Source organism: Belnapia mucosa (assembly GCF_016775475.1).
GTDB lineage: Bacteria > Pseudomonadota > Alphaproteobacteria > Acetobacterales > Acetobacteraceae > Belnapia > Belnapia mucosa.
The window spans coordinates 172479-190985 of sequence record NZ_JAEUXJ010000005.1 but is presented as its reverse complement, the minus strand read 5'-3'; the positions used below and the strand labels follow the sequence as shown (position 1 = coordinate 190985).

The following is an 18507-nucleotide window of genomic DNA, read 5'->3' as shown; positions in this document are numbered from 1 at the left end:
TCAGGGGCCAGCACCACCCCCTGGGCGAAAGCCGGTGAAGGCGGCCGGGATGGCCTGCACCTCGCGCAAGACCTGCCGCACCGCGCCGGGATCGGCGCCGGCGGGGAAGGGGATCGTCACCGTATCCACCAACCCGCCGAAGCGGGCGGCGATGCGCTCGGCGATCCGGTCATAGGGGCCGATGGCGGCGAAGAGATCGAGCACCTCGTCGGGGATCAGTTCCTCGATCCCCTCGAACTTTCCCGCCCGCGCCAGGACCGAGAGCTTCTCGCCCAGCGGCACCAGCCCATGCGGTTCCAGCACCGTGCGATAGGCGGGGGTCGAGGCATACCAGGCGATGCGGAAGCGGATCTTCTCCGCGGCCTGGCGCACCTCCTCCGGCGTGCCGCCGGTGGCGATGAATCCGCCGCCGCTCACCTCGAAATTCGCCCGCGCGCGGCCGGTCTCGGCGAGGTGGCGGTCGAGCAGGGGCTGCACCTGCTGCTCGATATAGGCGCGGGTGGCGAAGCTGTGCAGCCGCACCCCGTCGCAGAGCCGCGCGGCGTTCCGCAGCATCAGCGGCCCGACCGCGGCGATGGTGATGGCGGGCAGGGGCAGCCGGTTGGGACCGGGCGAGAATTCCTTGTTCATCAGGCTGAAGCGGTAATGCTCGCCCTGGTAGTCCAGCCTGTCGCCCGTTTCCCAGCAGCGGAAGATGGCGCGGAGCGATTCCACATACTCCGCCATGCGCGCCGCGGGCGCGACCCAGGGCGTCGAGAAGCGCCGCTCGTTATGCGCCCGCACCTGGGTGCCGAGGCCGAGCACGAAGCGCCCGCCGGAATGCTGCGCAAGGTCCCAGCTGTGGTTCGCCACGATCATCGGGCTGCGCGGGAAGGCGATGGCGACCGAGGTGACGAGCTCCACCCGCTGCGTTGCCAGCGCGGCGAGGGCGAGCGGGGTGAAGGGCTCGTGCGCGATCTCGTTCGCCTGGAGAATGTTGAAGCCCGTGGCCTCGGCCTCAGCCGCGGTGGGCCCGCAGCGCCGCCAGTCCTCCACGGGCAGGACGGTTGATACGCGCATGCTGGCCTCCCCCATCTCTCGCCGCGGCATGCTGCCACAGCGGGGAGGCCTGGCAATGCGCGGCCCGGTCAGAAGGCGCGGCTCAGCCCCGCGAAGACGCCGCGCCGCGTGCCGAATTGTGGCGCGCCCACGCCGATGCCGCTGCCGTCACGCAGCTGGTAGCTCGTGTCGAAGACGTTGATCAGGTCCAGCCGCGCGGTCCAGCGGCCGCGATCGGGCCCGGTGAAATCCTGCTGGAGGCCGAGATTGAAGGTGGCATAGGGCGCCAGTTTCTCCGAATTGGCGAAGCCGCGGCGCAGCCCGTTGCCATAGAGCATGCTGCCGGAGAGCCGCCCGCCCTCCCAGCCGCGCCAGACCGCGCCAGCCGAGCCGGTGACGAGCTGGTCGTGGTCGGTGCGGACATATTTGCCCTGGATATAGGCCAGCTCCTCCGGATCGAAGGTGAACTGGGCGGAGCGGATATCCTTGCCCATGGAGCGGCTGAGGGCGAGGTTGCCATAGACCAGCCAGTGCTCGCCCCGCCAATTGCCGCTGAATTCCACGCCATAGATTCGGCCGCGGCGGTAGTTGAAGGGGGTGAAGATCAACGCATTGCCGAACTGCCCGTAATCCAGCAGGTCCTCGACATCCTTGTAATAGGCATCGACGCCGAGGGTCAGCCGCTGCGTCACCCGGTGCGAGACGCCGATATCGAAGCGATGCGCGCGTTCCGGCCGCACCGGGTCATTCGTCAGTGTCGCCGGCGCGCCGGTGGTGCCGAGGAAGCGCTCCACCGTGGTGCCCGGCACCAGTTCGAATTGCGGCGGGGTGAAGGTGCGGGCATAGCCGGCATGCAGGGTCGTGGCCTCGGTCGCGCGCCAGACGAGATTCACCCGCGGCGAGAGCTGCCCGGCCGCGACGCCTTCCACCATCTGGTCCCAGCGGGCGCCGAGATTGAGCGTGACGCGGTCGGTGATCCGCCACTCGTCCTGGAGATAGCCGCCATAGAGCCAGCCGGTGCGGCCGAAGCGGTCGCGCAGCGTGGTCGGGTCGTCGATGGCGGCGCCCGAGGCATCGAGCGGCAGCACGGTGGTGTCGGCGCGGAAGCCGGTGCGCTGACCGGTGAACTGGAAGCCGGCGCGGATCGTGTGGTCGGCGGCGACGCGCCAGGCGGCATCGGTCTGTACGCCCATGGCGAGGCTGGAGCGGAAGACATCCGAGGCGGTGCCGTTGAAGACCAGCTCCCCGACCGCCGAGGGGACATAATGGATCGAGCTGTAGCGGATGAAGGGCGCGACCTGGAGGTCGATATCGCCCCAGCTTTTCTGCAGGGCCGCCGTGCCGTACCAGTTGCGTTCCCACTGGCGCGCGCGCAGCCCGGCGCTGTCGAGATCGGAGACGCCATAGGCCGCGAATTCCGGTTCCTGCCCGCGCGAGGTCGGGATGCGGAAGCGGTTGAGCGAGGTGCCGGCGATCAGCGAGAGGCGGGTCGTGTCGTCCAATTGCCGCGCGGCATAGGCAAGGCCGCGCAGCTGCTGGGTCTGGCCATTGATCGCCTGCCAGGAGCTGGTCGGGTTCTCGATGCCCTGATTGCTGCGGAGGAAGCTGCCGGTGGTGAAGACATCCCAGCCGCCCACCAGCCCGGCCCAATTGGCCGAGGGCTGCAAGGTGCCGCGCGCCCCGCCATAGACGCCGATGCTGCCGCCCGGATCGAGCGCGCCGGTCCGTGTCTCGAGATCGATCACCGCATTGGTGCGGAAGCCGAATTGCGCCGGCAGCGCGCCGGTGAGGACGGAGACGCTGCGCAGCGCCCGGGCATCGAAGACCTGACCGAAGCCGGACAGGCCTTCCGGCAGCTGCACCCCATTCAGCCGGTATTGCAGGTTGCGGTGCTCGCCGCGGATATGGATGTCGCCGAAGCTGTCCTGCACCACGCCCGGTGTCTGCAGCAGCACCTGGTTCAGTGGTTGGTCGGCGCCGCCCGGCAGCGCCTCGATGGTCTGGCGGTCCACCGTGACCTCCCGTGCGCCGAAGCGGGCGAGGATGTCCTGCCTGGCCGCGGCGGCGCGCTGCGCCTGGACGACCAGTTCCGGCAGGACCGCCTCCGTCGCGTCTTGCGCGAGGGCAGGGCAGGGGGCGAGCAGCAGCAGGGGGAGGAGACGTCGGGACATAGCGGCATGTTATGTTATAACATCCTGCCATCGGCAACCCCCTCTCATGCGAAGAGCACGCCCTCCGCGCTGACCGTCACCCAATGGGTTTCCGGCAGCTCCTCCGCCATCGCCACCAGCAGGGCGGGCGCATCCAGGGCTGCGGCGCGGGCCAACCAGGATGCCGTCACCGCCTCGCCCGGCGCATGGCCCAGGGCATGGTCCAGCAGCAGCGGCACCAGCACCGGCGGCGCCAAGCCGCTGAGGCCGGCCCGCTCCAGCTCGGCCGCGGCCAGGCTGGCAGCGGGGGTGCCGGCAGCGAGGGCCATGGTCGAGGCATCCCAATCTTCCGGCGTCGGCGCGGCGCCGAAGGCGAGGCGGTGCAGCAGCGCCGCCTCCTCCGCCCCCGCAGCCGCATCCCAGACCCCGGCGGAGAGATTGGCGGCGGTGGCGCGGCGGGCGGCGAAGCCATCGGCGAGCGCGACCAGCGCCTCCGCCCGGCTGGCGCCGGCGGCCAGCGAATCCAGCACCTCCCAGGCCGCGTCCGGGGCGCCGATGTGCCCAGCCAGCAGCCGGGCGAAGCCGGCATCGTCCAGCGCGCCGAAGCGGGCGGCGAATTCAGCGCTGTTGAGGAAGCCGGCGGCGATCGCGGCGGCCGGGGCGCCATGCTCCAGCGCCAGGGTCCAATGGGCGAGGCCGGTCGTATCCGGCGCCCGGTCCAGCGCGACGTGATAGAGCCGGGCGATGCGCGCGGCGGGATCGTCCGCATCCATCACCAGCCGCCCGTCCTGCAAGGCGATGACCTCGATGCCGGAGAAGCGGTCGGTGCCGTCCGGCGCGGCGATGCTGCCGGCCGATAGGTCGATCACGACATCGGCCAGCCGGGTCTCGAGGCACAGCACATCGATGCCCGCGCCACCGGCGATGCTGTCATTGCCCGGGCCACCCATCAGCGTGTCGTTGGCAGCGCCGCCGATCAGCGTGTCATCCCCAACGCCTCCCAGCAGCAGGTTCGGCAGGTCCGTGCCAGTCAGCCGGTCGTCGCCGGCGGTGCCGGTGCCATGCATCGCGCCATCGGCCCAGGCCCAGGCGAGGCCCGCCGCATGCTCCGCCGCCTCGGTGCCATAGAGGCTCTGGGCGGCGGCCGCGTCCAGGGCGCGCGGCGCCGCGGGCTGCGGCAGCACGCCGCGCATATCCGCCATCACGGTCAGGTCGCGCGTTGCGCCTGGCACCTCGTCCGGGTGGTCGAGGCCGATGGCATGGCCGATCTCGTGCAGCAGCACGGCGAAGCCGACGCGGCTCGGGCTCGGCGCCAGGCTGTCGGCGCGGAAGAGGCCGAGGCTGAGCGCGATATCGCCCTCGCCCGGGCCGGTCGCGGTGCCGAGTACGCCGAGGCTCATCGCCTCCAGCCGGAAGCGCAGGTCAATCCCGGCGCCACCGACGAAGTCCGGCACCTCAAGGAAGCTGAGGCCGGAGACCGCCGCCCAGGCCGCCAGCGCCTGCCGCGCCGCCGCTTCCTGCGCCGCGGTGAAGGCGGCCCAGGCGCCATCGGCGAGGTGGTTGCCGACCGCATCCAGCCCGTCCTCGGCGAAGCTGTAGGTCAGGACCAGCGGGCCGCCGCCACGCCAGGGCTGGCGGCCGAGGAGGATGGAGGGGTCGGGGCTGCTCATGCCCCGAAGGATAGGGCTGCCGTTAACCGATCATCAATCAAAAAAGAGACCGGTTACATTTTTAAGACAATCCTAACGCGGCAAGGCGAAGAGCCGCCCCCAGCGCGCCAGTCCCGCGGTTTCCGCCCCCGCCGCCCGCAGCGCACCCCAGAGCGAGACGGCGATGCTGTCCAGCACCGGGATGCCGGTCTCCGCCTCCAGCGCCGCGGCCACCCCGGCGCCGCGGAAATTGGTGCAGTGGATCACGATTGCCTCCGGCCGCGCCGCCGCCACCTCGCGCACCATCCCGGCCACCACCGCCTCCGTATGCTCGGCGAAGCTGAAATTGCCGGGGTCCTCGAGATGCCGCTCGGCGACGCAGTCGAGGCCGCGTTCGGCCCAGCGCGCGGTGATCGCCGCCTGCACGCTGCCGAGATAGGGCGTGACGAGGCCGATCCGTCGCGCCCCGAATCCCTCCAGCGCGGCCAGCAGCGCCGTGGTCGCGGTCAGGGCCGGCAGGCCGGTGCCCTGCGTGATCGCCTCGCAGATGGCCCGGTCCTGCTCCAGCCCCAGCCAGGCGCCGGAGGTGCCGTTCCAGCAGATCGCATGCACCCGCGCATCCGCCAGCAGCTCCGCCGCCGCCAGCATCGGGCCTGGGGTGAATTGCGCCCGCGATCCCTCGCCGAGATCGATCGCGACCACCCGCAGCCGGGCGAAATGCGCGGTGACGCCGGGCAGGTCGGCCAGCATCGCCGCGGTCTGCGGCTCCAGCACGGTGTTGGAGGAGGGGGTGAGCATGCCGAGCCGGATCATGCCGGGACTGTCCCGGTCCAAGCGCCGCCGGTCAACCGGATTGCCCCCGGCCGCCGATGGGTCTTTTCTGCGCCCCTGTCCGAAGGAGCCAGCCCATGCCCGGTGTTCCCGATATCAGCCCGCGCGAGACCTGGGAGGCGCTCCAGGGCGACCCCGCCGCCGTGCTGATCGATGTGCGAACTGATGCGGAGTGGAATTTCGTCGGCCTGCCGGATGTGACCACGGCGGGGAAGGAGCTGCTGCTGATCCCCTGGCAGCTCTATCCCTCCATGCAGGTGAACGGCGCCTTCCCCGAGCATCTGCGGAAGGCCGGGCTCACGGCCGAGAACCGGCTGTTCTTCATCTGCCGCTCCGGCGCCCGCAGCCTGGCGGCCGGGCAGGCGGCGCAAGCCGCCGGCTTCCCCCGCTCCTACAACGTCGCCGACGGGTTCGAGGGGCCGGTGGATGCCGAGGGCCATCGCGGCACGGTCGCCGGCTGGAAAGCCGAGGGCCTGCCCTGGCGGCAGCGCTAGGGGAAGGAAGGCCATGCCCCCGCTGCCGCTCGCCAGCGAATTCCTCTTCCGCGCCACCCTCACGGTCGGCGCGCCGCAGCCGGTCGGCCTGACCCGCACCGGCGATCTGCGCATCGTCCCGGTCACCGGCGGCCGGATCGAGGGCCCGGCCCTGACTGGCGAGGTGCTGCCCGGCACCGCCGCCGACTGGCTGCGCGTCGATCCCGATGGCACCGCGCATATGGATGTGCGGCTGACCATCCGCTCCGCGGAGGGGCACCTGGCCTTCATGCATTACAGCGGCATCCGCACCGGCAGCGCCGAAGTGCTGGCGCGGCTGAATGCCGGCGAGGCGGTCGATCCCTCCGACTACTATTTCCGCACCGCCATCCGCTTCGAGACGGGCGCCGCGCCGCTGGCCTGGCTGAACCGCATCCTGGCGGTGGGCATCGGCCAGCGGCCGCCGAGCGGGCCGACCTATGACGTCTATGCAATTCGATAGCGCGACCCGCCGCTGCGGGGTTCGGGAGTGATGCAGATGGATGGGGAAGCTTCGGTCTTCGTGCAGGACGCAGCGGCGCCGCGGCGCCCGGAGGCGGAGCGGCAGGCGGCGCTGCGCGATCCCGGCTTCGGTCGCGTCTTCACCGACCATATGGCGACGCTGCGCTACACCCCGGATCGCGGCTGGCATGACGGACGGATCGAGGCCGCCGCGCCGCTCAGCCTGCATCCCGCGGCGATGGCGCTGCAATATGCCCAGCTCGTCTTCGAAGGCATGAAGGCCTATGGCTTGCCGGATGGCGGCGCCGCGCTGTTCCGCCCCGCCGAGAATGCACGGCGAATGCAGCGCTCCGCCGCGCGGATGGGGATCGAGCCAGTGCCGGAGGCGCTGTTCCTCGAGGGCGTGCGCAGCCTGGTCCGCGCCGACCGCGACTGGATTCCCCGGCAGGAGGGCGCCTCGCTCTATCTGCGGCCCTTCCTGATGGGCACCGATCCCTCCTTCGCGGTCAGGCCGGGCCGGGACTACATGTTCTGCGTCATCGCCTCCCCGGCGGCGCCGATCTTCGGCAGCACCACGAAGCCGCTGACGCTCTGGATTTCCGATACGCTGACGCGCGCCGCGCCGGGCGGCACGGGCGCGGCCAAATGCGCCGGCAGTTACGGCGCCAGCCTGCAGGCCGTGGCCGAGGCAGGGCGTGAGGGCTGCGATCAGGCGATCTTCCTCGATGCGGTGGAGCGGCGCTGGATCGAGGAGCTGGGCGGGATGAACATCATGTTCGTCTTCGCCGACGGCTCGCTGCGGACGCCGCCGCTGGGCGGCACCATCCTGCCGGGCGTCACCCGCGACTCGCTCCTCATCCTGGCCCGCGACATGGGCCTGACGGTGCGGGAGGAGCCCTACGCGATCGACCAGTGGCAGGAGGATGCGCGCAGCGGCCGGCTGACCGAGGCCTTCGCCTGCGGCACCGCCGCCGTGGTGGCACCGGTCGGCCAGGTCCGCGGTCGCCGGCATGAATTCGCCATCGGCGGTGGCCAGGCGGGGCAGGTCACGGAACGGCTGCGGACGGCGCTGATCGAGATCCAGCGCGGCCGGGCGCCCGACCCGCATGGCTGGGTGGACCGGCTGTTCTGACGGTGGCGAAAGCGGCGGATCACTGGGTCGAGACGCCGGGAGGCCGGCTCTTCGCCCGGTCCTGGCAGCCCGAGGGCAGCGCGGCGGAGGCCGGGCCCACGGTCGTCCTGATCCATGACTCGCTCGGCTGCGTCGAGCTCTGGCGGGATTTCCCGGCGGCGCTCGCCACCGCCCTCGGGCGGCGCGTCGTCGCCTATGACCGGCTCGGCTTCGGGCGGTCGGACCCGCATCCCGGCCCCCTGCCGCCGGATTTCATTCGCGGAGAGACGGAGGCCGGCCTGCTGCCTCTGTGCGAGCAACTCGGCATCGGGCGCATGGTGCCTTTCGGCCACAGCGTCGGCGGCGGCATGGCGGTCGGCGCCGCCGCGCGACTGCCCGAGCGCTGCGCGGCCCTCGTCACCGTCTCGGCCCAGACCTTCGTCGAGGACCGGACCCTGGCGGGCCTGCGCGAGGCCGAGGCGGGTTTCCGGGACCCGGCGCAGATGCAGCGCCTGGCGCGATACCATGGCGCCAAGGCGGAATGGGTGCTGGAGGCCTGGCTCGGCACCTGGCTGGCGCCTGAGTTCGCCGGCTGGACCCTGGATGCGGATCTGGCGCGGGTCCGCTGCCCGCTTCTCGCCCTGCATGGCGACCGGGACGAATATGGCTCGGCGCGGCATCCGGAGCGGATCGTGGCCGGGGCCGCAGGCCCATCCCGCATGGTGCTGCTGCCCGGTTGCGGCCATGTGCCGCATCGCGAAGGGCCGGAAGCGGTGATCGAGGAGGTCGCGCGTTTCCTGGCTCAGCCGAGCACCCGCCGCAGCTCCGCATAGGCAAGGAAGAGGTGGTAGAAGCTGGTCGCCGGGATGCGTCCCGGCCGGTCCGCCTCCTCCATCCAGGTGCCGCGCGGCTGCCGCGCCAGGTGGTGGTCGAGCAGCCCGCGCAGGATGCGCCCGGCCCGCCGCAGCCGGCCCTGCACCAGCGCCGCCTTCAGCGCCTCGGTCTGCGGCCAGAGCTGGACCGAGGGGTCGAGCGCCACCCCTTCCTCGGTCACCGCATAGCGCAGCAGGCCGGTGCGCGGCTCCGTCGCATGGCGCTCGGCGAAGCGGGTCAGGGCCCGCGCCTCCGCCCGGAGGCCGGTGCCGAATTGCGCCGCCGCCCGGTCCAGCAGCCAGGCCCATTCGCAGAGATGGCCGGGCCAGACCTGCCGCCCCGGCCAGGGCTCCGGCAGGCGCTGCCAGTCCGGGCCGTAATATTCGACCATCGTGCCGGTGGCGGGGTCGAAGAGCCGGTCCCGGAACAGCGCGACCAGGTCGCGGCCGAGGCGGGCGAAGCGGGCCTCGCCGGTTGCGGCATGCAGGGCCAGCATGGCTTCCAGCAGATGCATATGCGGGTTCTGCTGCCGCGGGCCGGGATCGGGCGGCAGCCGGTTGGCGAAGCCGGGTGAGCCGGGCAGCGTCAGCCGCGCCTCCACCGCATCCAGCGTGCGATGCGCCCAGGGGATTGCCTCCGCCTCGCCCGCGCGGGCCAGCCAGGCGAGGGCGAGCAGCACCGGCGCCTGGTCGTAGAGTTCGATCGCCGGGTCCAGCACGCCGCCGGCGCGGTGGACGGCATGGACCCAGCCATCCTCCCAGGCGGTGCGGCGCAGCAGGGCCCAGGCGGCACGGGCCGCCGGCAGGCCCGCTGGCCAGCCGAGCAGGGCGGCATGGGCGAAGACGTAGATCTGCCGGGCCTGGGCGAGGGTGGTGGCTTCCTCTCCCTCCGGCCGGCCATGTTCTTCGAGGAAGCCGCGCGCCCCACCGGTCGCGGCCCAGAGCGGCAGCGCCGCCCGCTCCATCCAGTCGCGGTATTCCGCGGCGGCGCGGGCCAGCACCGGTGCCTCAGGCCCGGTGCAGACCGCCCGCCATCCGCCACCTGGGACCCGGCAGCGCAGCGGCCGCGCTCCGGGCCGCCTCCGGCGAGGCGAAGAGGCCGAAGCAGGTGGCGCCGCTCCCGCTCATCCGCGCCAGCAGGCAGCCGGGCAGGGTGCGCAGCGCCGCCAGCACCTCGGCGACGGGCGGGCAGAGGGCAATGGCCGGCGCCTCGAGGTCGTTCCGCAGCGCGGCGAGGCCAGCCGCCATCGCCGCCGCGTCCGGCCAGGCTTCGGGCAGCGCCGCCGGCGGGGTGAAGCCGCCCTGACGGGCCTTGAAGACAGCCGGCGTCGCCAGCGCAATGCCGGGATTGACCAGCAGCAACCCGCATTCCGGCAGGGTGGGGGCGGGCAGCAACACCTCCCCGATGCCCTGCATCCGGGCCGGCCGGACGGCGAGGCAGACCGGCACATCGGCGCCGAGACCGGCCGCGATCGCCGCCAGCCTCTCCGCCCCCAGCCCGGTGTCCCAGAGCCGGTCGAGCAGCCGCAGCGCCGCCGCCGCATCCGAGGAGCCGCCGCCGATGCCGGAGGCGACCGGCAGGCGCTTGGTCAGGGTCAGCGCCGCCTCCGCCTCCCGCCCCGCCGCAGCGGCCAGGGCGCGGGCGGCGCGCAGCACGAGATTGTCCGGCTCCGCCGCCAGCGCCCCGCCGAAGGGCCCCTCGACCCTGAGGGAAAGCCCCTCTGCCGGCGCCGCGGCAAGCTCGTCGCCCCCCGGCCCGAAGACGACGAGGCTGTCGAGCAGATGGTAGCCATCCGGCCGCCGGCCGGTGACATGAAGGTAGAGATTGACCTTGGCCGGCGCCGCTTCCCCAAGCATGGAGGGCCTCAGCGCTGGGCGGTGGAAGAGGGGTAGCCCGGCAGCCCGTCCCGCAGCTTCTGCTCGATCTTCACGATCTCGACCGCCTCGGGGTCGAGGGCCAGGGCCCGGCGCCACTGGAACTGCGCCTCCCGCTGCCGGCCCGCCGCCCAATAGGCATCGCCCAGATGGTCGTTGATGACGCTGCTGCGCGGCTCCAGCTCGACCGATTTCTCCAGCCAGGTCACCGCCTCGGGCAGGTTGCCGAGGCGGAAGAGGACCCAGCCGAGGCTGTCGGCGATGTTGCCGTCCTGCGGCTTCAGCTCGGTCGCGCGCAGCAGCATGGCCTTGGCGCGGTCCAGATTCTTGCCCTGCTCGGCCCAGGTATAGCCGAGATAGTTCAGGACATAGGGCTGCTCCGGCGCCAGCTCCAGCGCGCGCAGCAGATCGGCCTCGGCCCCGGCGGCGGCGCCGGCGCGATCGCGGGCGATGCCGCGGGCGTAGAACAGTGGCCAGTCCGTGGCATCCACCGGCCCGCTGCGGGCCAGCGCCTGGTCATAGGCCTCGGCCGCTTCGGCGAAGCGATCCCGCCGGCGGAGGAGGTCGCCGAGCCGGGCGGCGGGCTGCGGCAGGGTCGGGTTGGCAGCCGCAAGGCCGCGCAGCAGCGTCACCGCGTCCTCCGTGCGGTCGAGGCGGTCCAGCAGCGTGGCCCGGCGCAGCGCGACGACCGGCGCCAGCGGATCCTCGGCCCCGACCTGCTCCAGCCGGTCGAGCGCCGCCGGGACATGGTCCTGATCCGCCAGCACATCCGCCGAGAGCACCAGGGCCGGGGCGAAGCCCGGCCGCAGGCGCAGCGAGAGCTGGGCCAGGATCAGCGCGAAATCATTGGAGCCCTGGCCGCGCAGCGCGCCGGCCAGTGCCGTATAGGCCTCGGCAATGCCATCCGCCGGGGAGGCGACGCCGCGCGCCGCCAGGGCCTGCCGGCGATTGGCCGGGGTTGCCGCCAGGGCCGCATCGTCGCCGCCGGCCAGCACCGCATCCAGCAGCCGCTGCGCTTCCGCCCCATGGCCGGTGCGGCTCAGCACGCCGGCGGCCAGGACCGAGAGCCGCCAGGGCGGCTGCGGCTGGTCGGCGACGGCCATGCGGGCATAGCGTTCGGCATCGCGCGGCCGGCCGGCGAGATCGGCGATGAGGGCGGCATGCAGCGCGTTCAGCGCCCGCAGCCGGTTGCCCTCGACCAGCGGCCGCAGCGTCGCCAGCGCCTGGTCGGGCTGGCCGCGGCCGAATTGCACCCAGGCCAGCAGCACCGGCTGCAACACCTGCACCGGGCCGCTGCGGCCGAGCGCGCGCATCCGCGCCTCCGCCCGGTCCCAGCGCGCCGCCTGCACATCGGCGCCGGCCAGCAGAAGATTGGCCGCCGGGTTGTCTCCCAGTCGCCGGGCCAGGCGCAGCGCCTCCGGACGGCCGTCCAGTAGCGTAGCGAGGAAGGCGCGGTTCAGCACCTCCGGCTGGTCGGGATCGGCCTTCAGCGCGGCCAGCATATTGTCCGCCGCCACCCTTGTGTCCGTCTCGGCCGCAGCGAAGCGGCCGGCGAGATAGGCGCCGAAGGCGCCCGAATTGTCGCCGCGCGACCCGCCGGGCACGCCGCTGGCGGCGCAGGCCGAGAGGAGCGCGGCGGCGAGGAGGGCGAGGCGAAGGGGGGGCGGGGCAGGGCGCTGCATCGCAGCGAGGCTAAACCAGAACGCGGCGCGACGATATCGCCGGATGGGGGAGCCCTACGGTTTCATCCACCCCACCGTCGTCACGCCGCCGTGGCTGTAACGAAACCTGTCCGGCATGGTAGAATCGCGTAAAGTTGCGAAGCGTTGGAGGAAACCCTTGATGCGAACCCGGATCCTGCTCGTCCTCGGCCTGTTGCTGGCCTCTGTCCTCCCGGCGGCGGCGCAGAACCGCTTCAATCTGGTGAACAGCACCGGCCAGACCATCGAGCAGGTCTTCGTCTCGCCCTCCCGCCTGACGAATTGGGGCTCGGACGTGCTCGGGCAGAATGTGCTGCCGCCCGGGCAGAGCGTCTGGATCGTGCCGCAGCTCTCGGACTGCGTGCTGGATATCCGCGTGGTCTATCAGGGTGGCCGGGCCGAGGAGCGCCGGCAGGTGAATGCCTGCAGCCTGTCCCGCGTGGTCTGGGGCGGTGGGCCGGCCGGGGGCGGCGACCCAAGCTTCCAATTCATCAACAGCAGCGGCGTGGTGGTGAACGAGCTCTATGTCTCGCTCAGCACCGACCAGAATTGGGGGCCGGACCGGCTGGGCCGCGGCACGCTGCCGCCGGGCGCGAGCATGCCGGTGAACCTCCCCGCCGGCCGCAGCTGCACCGTCGATATCCGGGTGGTCTATGCCGATGGAAGGGCGCTGGAGCGGCGTCGGGTCGAGACCTGTTCGATCCGCGAGCTGAACTTCAGGTAAGCCGGCCGTAGTCGCCGAATTGCGCGAAGACCTCCCGCAATTCGGCCTCGGTCAGCAGGACGGGCGGCAGGCCGGCGGCGCGCAGCGCCAGGTATTGCCGGGCCAGATTCTCCACCTCCATCGCCAGCGTCTGGGCCCCGGCCAAGCTCTTCCCGATCGCGACCGCGCCGTGATTGGCCAGCAGCGCCGCCCGCCGTCCCTCCAGCGCCGCGATCGTGGCCTCGGCCAGGGCCGCGGTGCCGAAGGTCGCATAGGCGGAGCAGCGGATATCCGCCCCGCCGGCGAGGGCGATCATGTAGTGGAAGGGCGGGATGGGCTGCCGCGCGCAGGACAGCGCGGTGGCGAAGGGGCTGTGGGTATGGACCACCGCCCCGGCCTCGGGCCGCGCCGCATAGATCGCCATGTGCAGCCGCCATTCCGAAGAGGGGCGGCGATGCCCGCCCAGGACGCTGCCATCCGGCGCCACCTCCACCAGATCCTCCGGCCCGGTCTCGGCATAGGGCAGGCCGGCCGGGGTGATCAGGCAGCCGCGCTCGGTCCGGCAGGAGAGGTTGCCCGACTTGCTCGGCATGAAGCCGAGCGCGTCCAATGCCTGCGCCGCCGCGATCAATTCCGCTTGCATCACCCCCGCCCCCGCTCGCCAGCTGCAACGCTTTCTGCAACCAAGCGGAACGGTATCATGCAAGACGCCACAATTGCTCACTCGTCCTTAACCGGAGATGGGCACGAGGCTTGCAGCCATCCCCGCATCGACCACCGGACCCACCGAAGCCTCATGACTCAGCATGGCAGACCTCTGTCGCCCGGCCCGGAGCGACGCTCCTCCGTGACCAGCGTGTTGCATGGCGGGCTGGGCGATAGTCGCCGGCTGCTGGATCGCGTGCTGCGGCGGCTCTGGTGGCAACCCGCCTTCAGCACCCGGTCGGAAACGCCGGCGCACGGGCTGTGGCTGGAAGGCGGCGTTCCGCGGGTCGTCGGCTCGCTGCGCCTGCGGCTCGGCCGGGAGGTTCGCATCGGCCGCGACGTCACCCTGGCCGGCTGGCCCGTCTCCGAGGCGACGCCGCTGCTTGAGATCGGCGACCATGCCGAGATCGGGCCGGGCTGCACGATCACGCTCGGCACGCAGGTGCGGATCGGCCGGCATGTCCGGCTGTCCGGCGGCTGTCTCCTCGCCGGCCATCCGTTGCATGCGCTGGATGCGCGGGCGCGTGCCGCCGGCCAGCCGCCGCCGATGGCGCGCTGCCGCCCGATTGTCCTCAAGGACGATGTCTGGCTCTGCGCCCGGGTGATCGTCCTGGCCGGGGTGACGGTAGGCGAGGGCACGGTGGTCGGCGCCGGCAGCGTCGTCACCCATGACCTGCCGCCGCATGTGCTGGCAGCCGGCAACCCGGCGCAGGTGGTGCAGAGCCTGGGCGCCGTCAACGACCCGTAAGGAAGGAGTTACGGGCGTTTTTTTAGGCGGCAATTCGGGCTTGATGATGCGGGTTTGGGCGGATCAACGCCGCAAGCCTGATTTTGCTGCGGGTTTGGGCATTGAGCCCAGGGCCGGCTGGGCGTCTGATGCGGCACCGCATACGCCCCCCGAAAGGCCCCTGCCATGGATGTCGGCGTCTTCATCCCGATCAACAACAATGGCTGGCTGACCTCCACCACCTCGCCGCAATACCTGCCGAGCTTCGACCTTAACCGCCGTATCGTGCAGGCAGCCGAGCGCTACGGGCTCGATTTCGCCCTCTCGATGATCAAGTTCCACGGCTTCGGCGGGCCGAGCCGCTTCTGGGACTATGGGCTCGAGAGCTTCACCCTGATGGCCGGCCTTGCCTCGGTCACCAGCCGGATCAAGCTCTTTGCCTCGATTGCGGTGCTGACCATGCCGCCGCCGGTCGCCGCCCGCATGGCGGTGACGATCGACAGCATCGCGCCGGGCCGCTTCGGGGTGAACATCGTCTCCGGCTGGCAGAAGGCGGAATACAGCCAGATGGGCATCTGGCCGGGCACGGAGCATTTCAACAACCGCTACCAATACTGCGCCGAATATGTCGAGGTCATGCGCGAGCTCTGGGAGCATGGCGAGAGCAATTTTCGCGGCCGCTTCTTCCAGATGGAGGATTGCCAGCTCCTGCCGCAGCCCTCCGCGCGCATCCCGATCATCTGCGCCGCGCAGTCGGACAAGGGCACCCGCTTCGCCGCTGAATATGGCGACTACAATTTCTGCGTCGGCTTCGGCGTGAACGAGCCGCAGCGCGTCGCGTCCTCCATCGCTCGCCTCACCGCGGCGACGGCGGAGACGGGTCGCGATGTCGGCGCGCTGGTGATGCAGATGGTCATCGCCGACGAGACCGATGAGGCGGCGATGGCCAAGTGGCAGCACTATTGCGACGGCATCGACCACGAGGCCATGGCCTGGCGGAACGAGCAGGCCGGCGCCGACAAGACCACCGACCCCTATGCCACCGCCAACCGGATGAAGCTGCAGGGCGGCAACCCGACCAATCAGGGCGTCTTCGTCGGCAGCTACGCCACCGTCGCGCGGCTGCTGGACGAGATGTCGGAGATCCCTGGCCTGCGCGGGGTGATGCTGACCTTCGACGACTTCGTCATCGGGATGGAGCAGTTCGGCACCCGCATCCAGCCGCTGATGAAAAGCCGCGCCCATCTGCTGGCCGCGGCCTGAGGAGAGACGAGATGCAGACCACCCGCCGCGCCGCCCTCGGCGCCCTTGCCGGCCTCGCCACGCCAGGCTTCCTGCACGCCGCCGGAATCGAGCAGAGCGCGGTCGAGATCATCGGCGTGCGCGACCCGCAGCTCGGCGCGCAGCTGGCCGTCGCCGACCAGCTCGGCCTGTTCAAGGAACAGGGGCTGGAGGTCACCATCCGCTGGACGCAATCGGCGGGCGATGTGCTGACGATCATGGGCGGCGGTTCGGCCCCGATCGGCGTCGGCGGCAGCTTCACCCAGGTAGTCTTCGGCGGGCAGAAGCTGCCGATCCGCACCATCACCGCGCTGGCCGATATCGCCGAGACCCAGGGTTTCGTGCTCAGCCCCGGCGTCAAGCTCGCCTCCCCGAAGGAGCTGGAGGGCAAGCGGCTGGCCTTCACCCAGGGCAATTCCCAGGTGGTGCTGCTGGCGAAGCTGGCCGACATGTTCGGCTTCGACCAGTCGAAGATCACGCTGGTGAACATGAACCAGTCGGAAGGCGTGGTCGCCGCCAGCAAGGGCGATGTGCATGGCCTGCTCGGCTGGCAGCCCAACCTGTTCCGCCTGGTCGGCATGGGCGGGACCATGTACTGCACTGGCGGCACGCTCTATGTCACCGGTCAGCCCCAGGTGATGCCGGAGGACAACAAGCCCCTCTACAACCACTCGACGCTGATGGCGACAAATGAGTGGATCGAGGGCAAGCCGAACACCCTGGCCGCCCTGCTGCGCGCGCTCCTGAAGGCGACCAGCATCATCAATGACGACCGGCCGCGGGCGATGACCGCCCTGCAACGCGTGCTGCGCGTCGATGCCGAGGCGCTGGCGGTGATGGTGAACGCCAACAAATATGCCCTCGGCATCACGCCCTCCCTCATCGCCAGCCACCGCTTCCAGAGCGAATGGGCGATGAACATCAAGCGCATCCCGGCCGCGCCGGCGCCCGAGGATTGCTTCGCGCCGAAGATCCTGGCGATGGTCGATCCGAAGCTGGCGAGCTGGAGGCCGGCCGCATGAGGGCGGGCCGCCGCCATCTGCTGCTGGCCGCGCCGGCGCTACTGATCCCGCCGACCCTCGCCCATGCGGCGCCGGAGGAGCGGGAATTCGAAATGCTCGGGGTGCGCGACCCGCAGCTCGGCATGCAACTCGCGGTGGCCGAGCATTTCGGCCTGTTCCGCGAGGAGGGGATCAACATCACCTTCCGCTGGCAGTCTTCGGGCGGCGATGTGCTGACGGTGATGGGCAGCGGCTTCCCGATCGGCGTCGGCAGCGTCTTCGGCCAGATCGCGCTCGCCTCCCAGGGGATGCCGGTGAAGATCCTCACCGGCCTCGCCGATATCTCGGACACCCAGGGCATAGCGCTCGGCCCGAAGGTGAAGATCACCGACCCTAGGGAGCTGGAGGGTAAGCGCTTCGCCTTCACCCAGGGCAATAACGGCCCGGTCATGTTCCAGAAGCTGGCGCAGCGGCACGGTTTCGACGCCAGTAAGGTCCAGCTCATCAACATGGCGCCGAGCGAGGGCGTGATCGCTGCGGCCAAGGGCGATGTGGACGGCCTGCAAAGCTGGCAGCCCTTCCTCTACCGCCTCACCACCATGGGCGGCACGCTGTTTGCCACCGCCGCCGCGACCCATTTCACCGGGCAGAAGCTGGTGCTGCCGGAAGCCGAGAAGCTGCTCTACAACCACTCCGTCGTCATGGCGAACCAGAGCTGGATCGACGGCAAGCCGAACACCCTCGCCGCCCTGCTGCGGGCGCTGATCAAGGCTGATGCGCGCTTCAAATCCGATCCGGCCGGCGCCATGCAGGGCTTGCAGCGCGTGCTGCGGATCGAGCCCGAGCCGCTCAGGGTAATGACCGAGAGCAACCGCTACGGCGTCGCCATCTCGCCGGAGCTGGTGAACAGCTACAGCTTCACCATCGACTGGGCCTTGGGGATCAAGCGCATCCCGGCGCCGCTGCGGCCGGAGGACGGGATTACCCCGGTGATCCTCGATGCGGTGGACCGCAGCCATGTCACCTGGAGGGCCGGCGCATGAGCGCGACCACATTGCCCGCCATCGCAACCGCGGCCGAACGGCCACCTTCGCCCTGGCCGCAGCGGCTGGCCAATGCCGGCATGCGCTGCCTCGCCATCCTGATCTTCATCGGGATCTGGTCGGTGGTGAGCCTCGGCAACCAGTATCTGTGGAAGTTCTTCAACCCCGTCCTGCTGCCGACGCCGATCGACGTGGTCCGCGCCGGGATCGATGCGGTGCAGACCGGCGAGTTGCAGGCGAACATCATCGCCAGCATGAAGCGGGTAATCCAAGGCTTCGGCATCGCCGCCATCGCCGGCGTCGTGGTCGGCCTCGCGGTCGGCACCTGGAAGCCGCTCGAGAAGCTGGTCGAGCCGATGATCGAGCTGCTGCGGCCGATCCCTCCGCTCGCCTTCCTGCCGATGATGGTGCTCTGGTTCGGCATCGGCGAGATGTCGAAGATCGCCTTCATCGCCTATGCCGCCTTCTTCCCGGTCTTCACCACGACCGTCGAGGGCATCAAATATGTCGATCCGGTGCTGGTCCGCGCCGCCTCCAGCCTCGGCGCCAGCCGGGCGGACCTGTTCCGCTATGTGGTGCTGCCGGCGGCGCTGCCCTCCATCATCACCGGCCTCCGGCTCGGCTTCGGCCTGTCCTTCTTCGTCATCGTCGCCGCCGAGTTCATCGCCGCCGATAGCGGCCTTGGCTACATGATCAATGATGCGCGGACCTTCTTCATGGTCTCGCAGATGCTGCTTGGCGCGGTGGTGATCGGGCTGATCGGCTTCGTCGTGAACATCCTGCTGCGCAGCCTGGAAGCCTGGCTGCTGCGCTGGCGCGTGGCGACACGGGGGTAGGGACCATGGAC

Annotated in this window: 18 protein-coding genes; 10 read left to right on the top strand and 8 right to left on the bottom strand. The window is 71.0% G+C overall.

All coding sequences use genetic code 11. From position 1 onward, the window contains the following. The 4 genes from JMJ55_RS14395 to JMJ55_RS14380 all read right to left on the bottom strand — a co-directional run bounded on the left by JMJ55_RS14395 (window position 1) and on the right by JMJ55_RS14380 (window position 5650). Window positions 1–1059 (bottom strand): TIGR03617 family F420-dependent LLM class oxidoreductase, encoded by a 1059-nt coding sequence (locus JMJ55_RS14395; protein WP_202826255.1) that lies wholly within the window; start codon window positions 1057–1059, stop codon window positions 1–3. Between the two features lie 68 nt (window positions 1060–1127). Then, window positions 1128–3209 carry a TonB-dependent receptor gene (locus tag JMJ55_RS14390; protein WP_202826254.1) on the bottom strand — a complete coding sequence of 694 codons (2082 nt, stop codon included), beginning with the start codon at window positions 3207–3209 and terminating at the stop codon, window positions 1128–1130. 44 nt (window positions 3210–3253) lie between these two features. Then, on the bottom strand, window positions 3254–4858 hold the full coding sequence (locus JMJ55_RS14385; RefSeq protein ID WP_202826253.1) for a DUF4214 domain-containing protein: 1605 nt from the start codon (window positions 4856–4858) through the stop codon (window positions 3254–3256). A gap of 72 nt (window positions 4859–4930) precedes the next feature. Then, window positions 4931–5650 carry a maleate cis-trans isomerase family protein gene (locus tag JMJ55_RS14380; protein ID WP_202826252.1) on the bottom strand — a complete coding sequence of 240 codons (720 nt, stop codon included), beginning with the start codon at window positions 5648–5650 and terminating at the stop codon, window positions 4931–4933. A 95-nt stretch (window positions 5651–5745) separates the two neighbouring features. Here JMJ55_RS14380 and JMJ55_RS14375 point away from each other — a divergent pair, with 95 nt between their 5' ends. The 4 genes from JMJ55_RS14375 to JMJ55_RS14360 are packed head-to-tail and all read left to right on the top strand — an operon-like array spanning window position 5746 to window position 8586. Then, window positions 5746–6162: a rhodanese-like domain-containing protein gene (locus JMJ55_RS14375; protein ID WP_202826251.1), complete on the top strand. Its 417-nt coding sequence runs from the start codon at window positions 5746–5748 to the stop codon at window positions 6160–6162. Between the two features lie 13 nt (window positions 6163–6175). Beyond that, complete coding sequence (locus tag JMJ55_RS14370) at window positions 6176–6643, top strand: DUF3237 domain-containing protein (protein WP_202826250.1); 468 nt, start codon at window positions 6176–6178, stop codon at window positions 6641–6643. Window positions 6644–6679: 36 nt separating this feature from the next. Beyond that, window positions 6680–7774 (top strand): branched-chain amino acid aminotransferase, encoded by a 1095-nt coding sequence (locus tag JMJ55_RS14365; protein ID WP_202826249.1) that lies wholly within the window; start codon window positions 6680–6682, stop codon window positions 7772–7774. A gap of 2 nt (window positions 7775–7776) precedes the next feature. Further along, the gene (locus JMJ55_RS14360) at window positions 7777–8586 is read left to right on the top strand and encodes an alpha/beta fold hydrolase (RefSeq protein WP_328702649.1); all 810 of its coding nucleotides are present in this window, start codon (window positions 7777–7779) and stop codon (window positions 8584–8586) included. On the opposite strand, the gene JMJ55_RS14355 is transcribed toward JMJ55_RS14360, so the two are convergent. The 3 genes from JMJ55_RS14355 to JMJ55_RS14345 are packed head-to-tail and all read right to left on the bottom strand — an operon-like array spanning window position 8556 to window position 12182. Beyond that, entirely contained in the window at window positions 8556–9626 is a 1071-nt protein-coding gene (locus JMJ55_RS14355) for an AGE family epimerase/isomerase (protein ID WP_202826248.1), read from the bottom strand. The genes JMJ55_RS14360 and JMJ55_RS14355 overlap by 31 nt on opposite strands. A 7-nt stretch (window positions 9627–9633) precedes the next feature. Next, entirely contained in the window at window positions 9634–10482 is an 849-nt protein-coding gene (locus JMJ55_RS14350) for a 4-(cytidine 5'-diphospho)-2-C-methyl-D-erythritol kinase (RefSeq protein ID WP_202826247.1), read from the bottom strand. Window positions 10483–10490: 8 nt separating this feature from the next. After that, window positions 10491–12182 carry a tetratricopeptide repeat protein gene (locus JMJ55_RS14345; protein ID WP_202826246.1) on the bottom strand — a complete coding sequence of 564 codons (1692 nt, stop codon included), beginning with the start codon at window positions 12180–12182 and terminating at the stop codon, window positions 10491–10493. Between the two features lie 160 nt (window positions 12183–12342). Between JMJ55_RS14345 and JMJ55_RS14340 the strand changes: the two genes are divergently transcribed. Next, window positions 12343–12924: a Tat pathway signal protein gene (locus tag JMJ55_RS14340; RefSeq protein WP_236033709.1), complete on the top strand. Its 582-nt coding sequence runs from the start codon at window positions 12343–12345 to the stop codon at window positions 12922–12924. Here JMJ55_RS14340 and JMJ55_RS14335 read toward each other — a convergent pair. After that, complete coding sequence (locus JMJ55_RS14335) at window positions 12917–13546, bottom strand: class II aldolase/adducin family protein (RefSeq protein ID WP_202826244.1); 630 nt, start codon at window positions 13544–13546, stop codon at window positions 12917–12919. The genes JMJ55_RS14340 and JMJ55_RS14335 overlap by 8 nt on opposite strands. Window positions 13547–13750: 204 nt before the next feature. Here JMJ55_RS14335 and JMJ55_RS31925 point away from each other — a divergent pair, with 204 nt between their 5' ends. The 5 genes from JMJ55_RS31925 to JMJ55_RS14310 all read left to right on the top strand — a co-directional run bounded on the left by JMJ55_RS31925 (window position 13751) and on the right by JMJ55_RS14310 (window position 18496). Next, window positions 13751–14356: an acyltransferase gene (locus JMJ55_RS31925; protein WP_328702648.1), complete on the top strand. Its 606-nt coding sequence runs from the start codon at window positions 13751–13753 to the stop codon at window positions 14354–14356. A gap of 165 nt (window positions 14357–14521) precedes the next feature. Beyond that, window positions 14522–15598 carry a pyrimidine utilization protein A gene (gene rutA / locus JMJ55_RS14325; RefSeq protein WP_202826243.1) on the top strand — a complete coding sequence of 359 codons (1077 nt, stop codon included), beginning with the start codon at window positions 14522–14524 and terminating at the stop codon, window positions 15596–15598. Between the two features lie 11 nt (window positions 15599–15609). Further along, window positions 15610–16638: an ABC transporter substrate-binding protein gene (locus JMJ55_RS14320; protein WP_202826242.1), complete on the top strand. Its 1029-nt coding sequence runs from the start codon at window positions 15610–15612 to the stop codon at window positions 16636–16638. Further along, window positions 16635–17660 (top strand): ABC transporter substrate-binding protein, encoded by a 1026-nt coding sequence (locus JMJ55_RS14315; protein ID WP_202826241.1) that lies wholly within the window; start codon window positions 16635–16637, stop codon window positions 17658–17660. Before JMJ55_RS14320 ends, JMJ55_RS14315 begins: the two co-directional genes overlap by 4 nt. Beyond that, window positions 17657–18496, top strand: coding sequence for an ABC transporter permease (locus JMJ55_RS14310; protein ID WP_202826240.1), 840 nt, complete (start codon window positions 17657–17659; stop codon window positions 18494–18496). Before JMJ55_RS14315 ends, JMJ55_RS14310 begins: the two co-directional genes overlap by 4 nt. The last annotated feature ends 11 nt before the right edge of the window (window positions 18497–18507 follow it).

Coding starts and splice junctions, on each gene's coding strand:
- JMJ55_RS14395 (WP_202826255.1), bottom strand. CDS start 1,059: ATGCGCGTATCAACCGTCCTGCCCGTGGAGGACTGGCGGCGCTGCGGG.
- JMJ55_RS14390 (WP_202826254.1), bottom strand. CDS start 3,209: ATGTCCCGACGTCTCCTCCCCCTGCTGCTGCTCGCCCCCTGCCCTGCC.
- JMJ55_RS14385 (WP_202826253.1), bottom strand. CDS start 4,858: ATGAGCAGCCCCGACCCCTCCATCCTCCTCGGCCGCCAGCCCTGGCGT.
- JMJ55_RS14380 (WP_202826252.1), bottom strand. CDS start 5,650: ATGATCCGGCTCGGCATGCTCACCCCCTCCTCCAACACCGTGCTGGAG.
- JMJ55_RS14375 (WP_202826251.1), top strand. CDS start 5,746: ATGCCCGGTGTTCCCGATATCAGCCCGCGCGAGACCTGGGAGGCGCTC.
- JMJ55_RS14370 (WP_202826250.1), top strand. CDS start 6,176: ATGCCCCCGCTGCCGCTCGCCAGCGAATTCCTCTTCCGCGCCACCCTC.
- JMJ55_RS14365 (WP_202826249.1), top strand. CDS start 6,680: ATGGATGGGGAAGCTTCGGTCTTCGTGCAGGACGCAGCGGCGCCGCGG.
- JMJ55_RS14350 (WP_202826247.1), bottom strand. CDS start 10,482: ATGCTTGGGGAAGCGGCGCCGGCCAAGGTCAATCTCTACCTTCATGTC.
- JMJ55_RS14345 (WP_202826246.1), bottom strand. CDS start 12,182: ATGCAGCGCCCTGCCCCGCCCCCCCTTCGCCTCGCCCTCCTCGCCGCC.
- JMJ55_RS14340 (WP_236033709.1), top strand. CDS start 12,343: ATGCGAACCCGGATCCTGCTCGTCCTCGGCCTGTTGCTGGCCTCTGTC.
- JMJ55_RS14335 (WP_202826244.1), bottom strand. CDS start 13,546: ATGCAAGCGGAATTGATCGCGGCGGCGCAGGCATTGGACGCGCTCGGC.
- rutA (WP_202826243.1), top strand. CDS start 14,522: ATGGATGTCGGCGTCTTCATCCCGATCAACAACAATGGCTGGCTGACC.
- JMJ55_RS14320 (WP_202826242.1), top strand. CDS start 15,610: ATGCAGACCACCCGCCGCGCCGCCCTCGGCGCCCTTGCCGGCCTCGCC.
- JMJ55_RS14315 (WP_202826241.1), top strand. CDS start 16,635: ATGAGGGCGGGCCGCCGCCATCTGCTGCTGGCCGCGCCGGCGCTACTG.
- JMJ55_RS14310 (WP_202826240.1), top strand. CDS start 17,657: ATGAGCGCGACCACATTGCCCGCCATCGCAACCGCGGCCGAACGGCCA.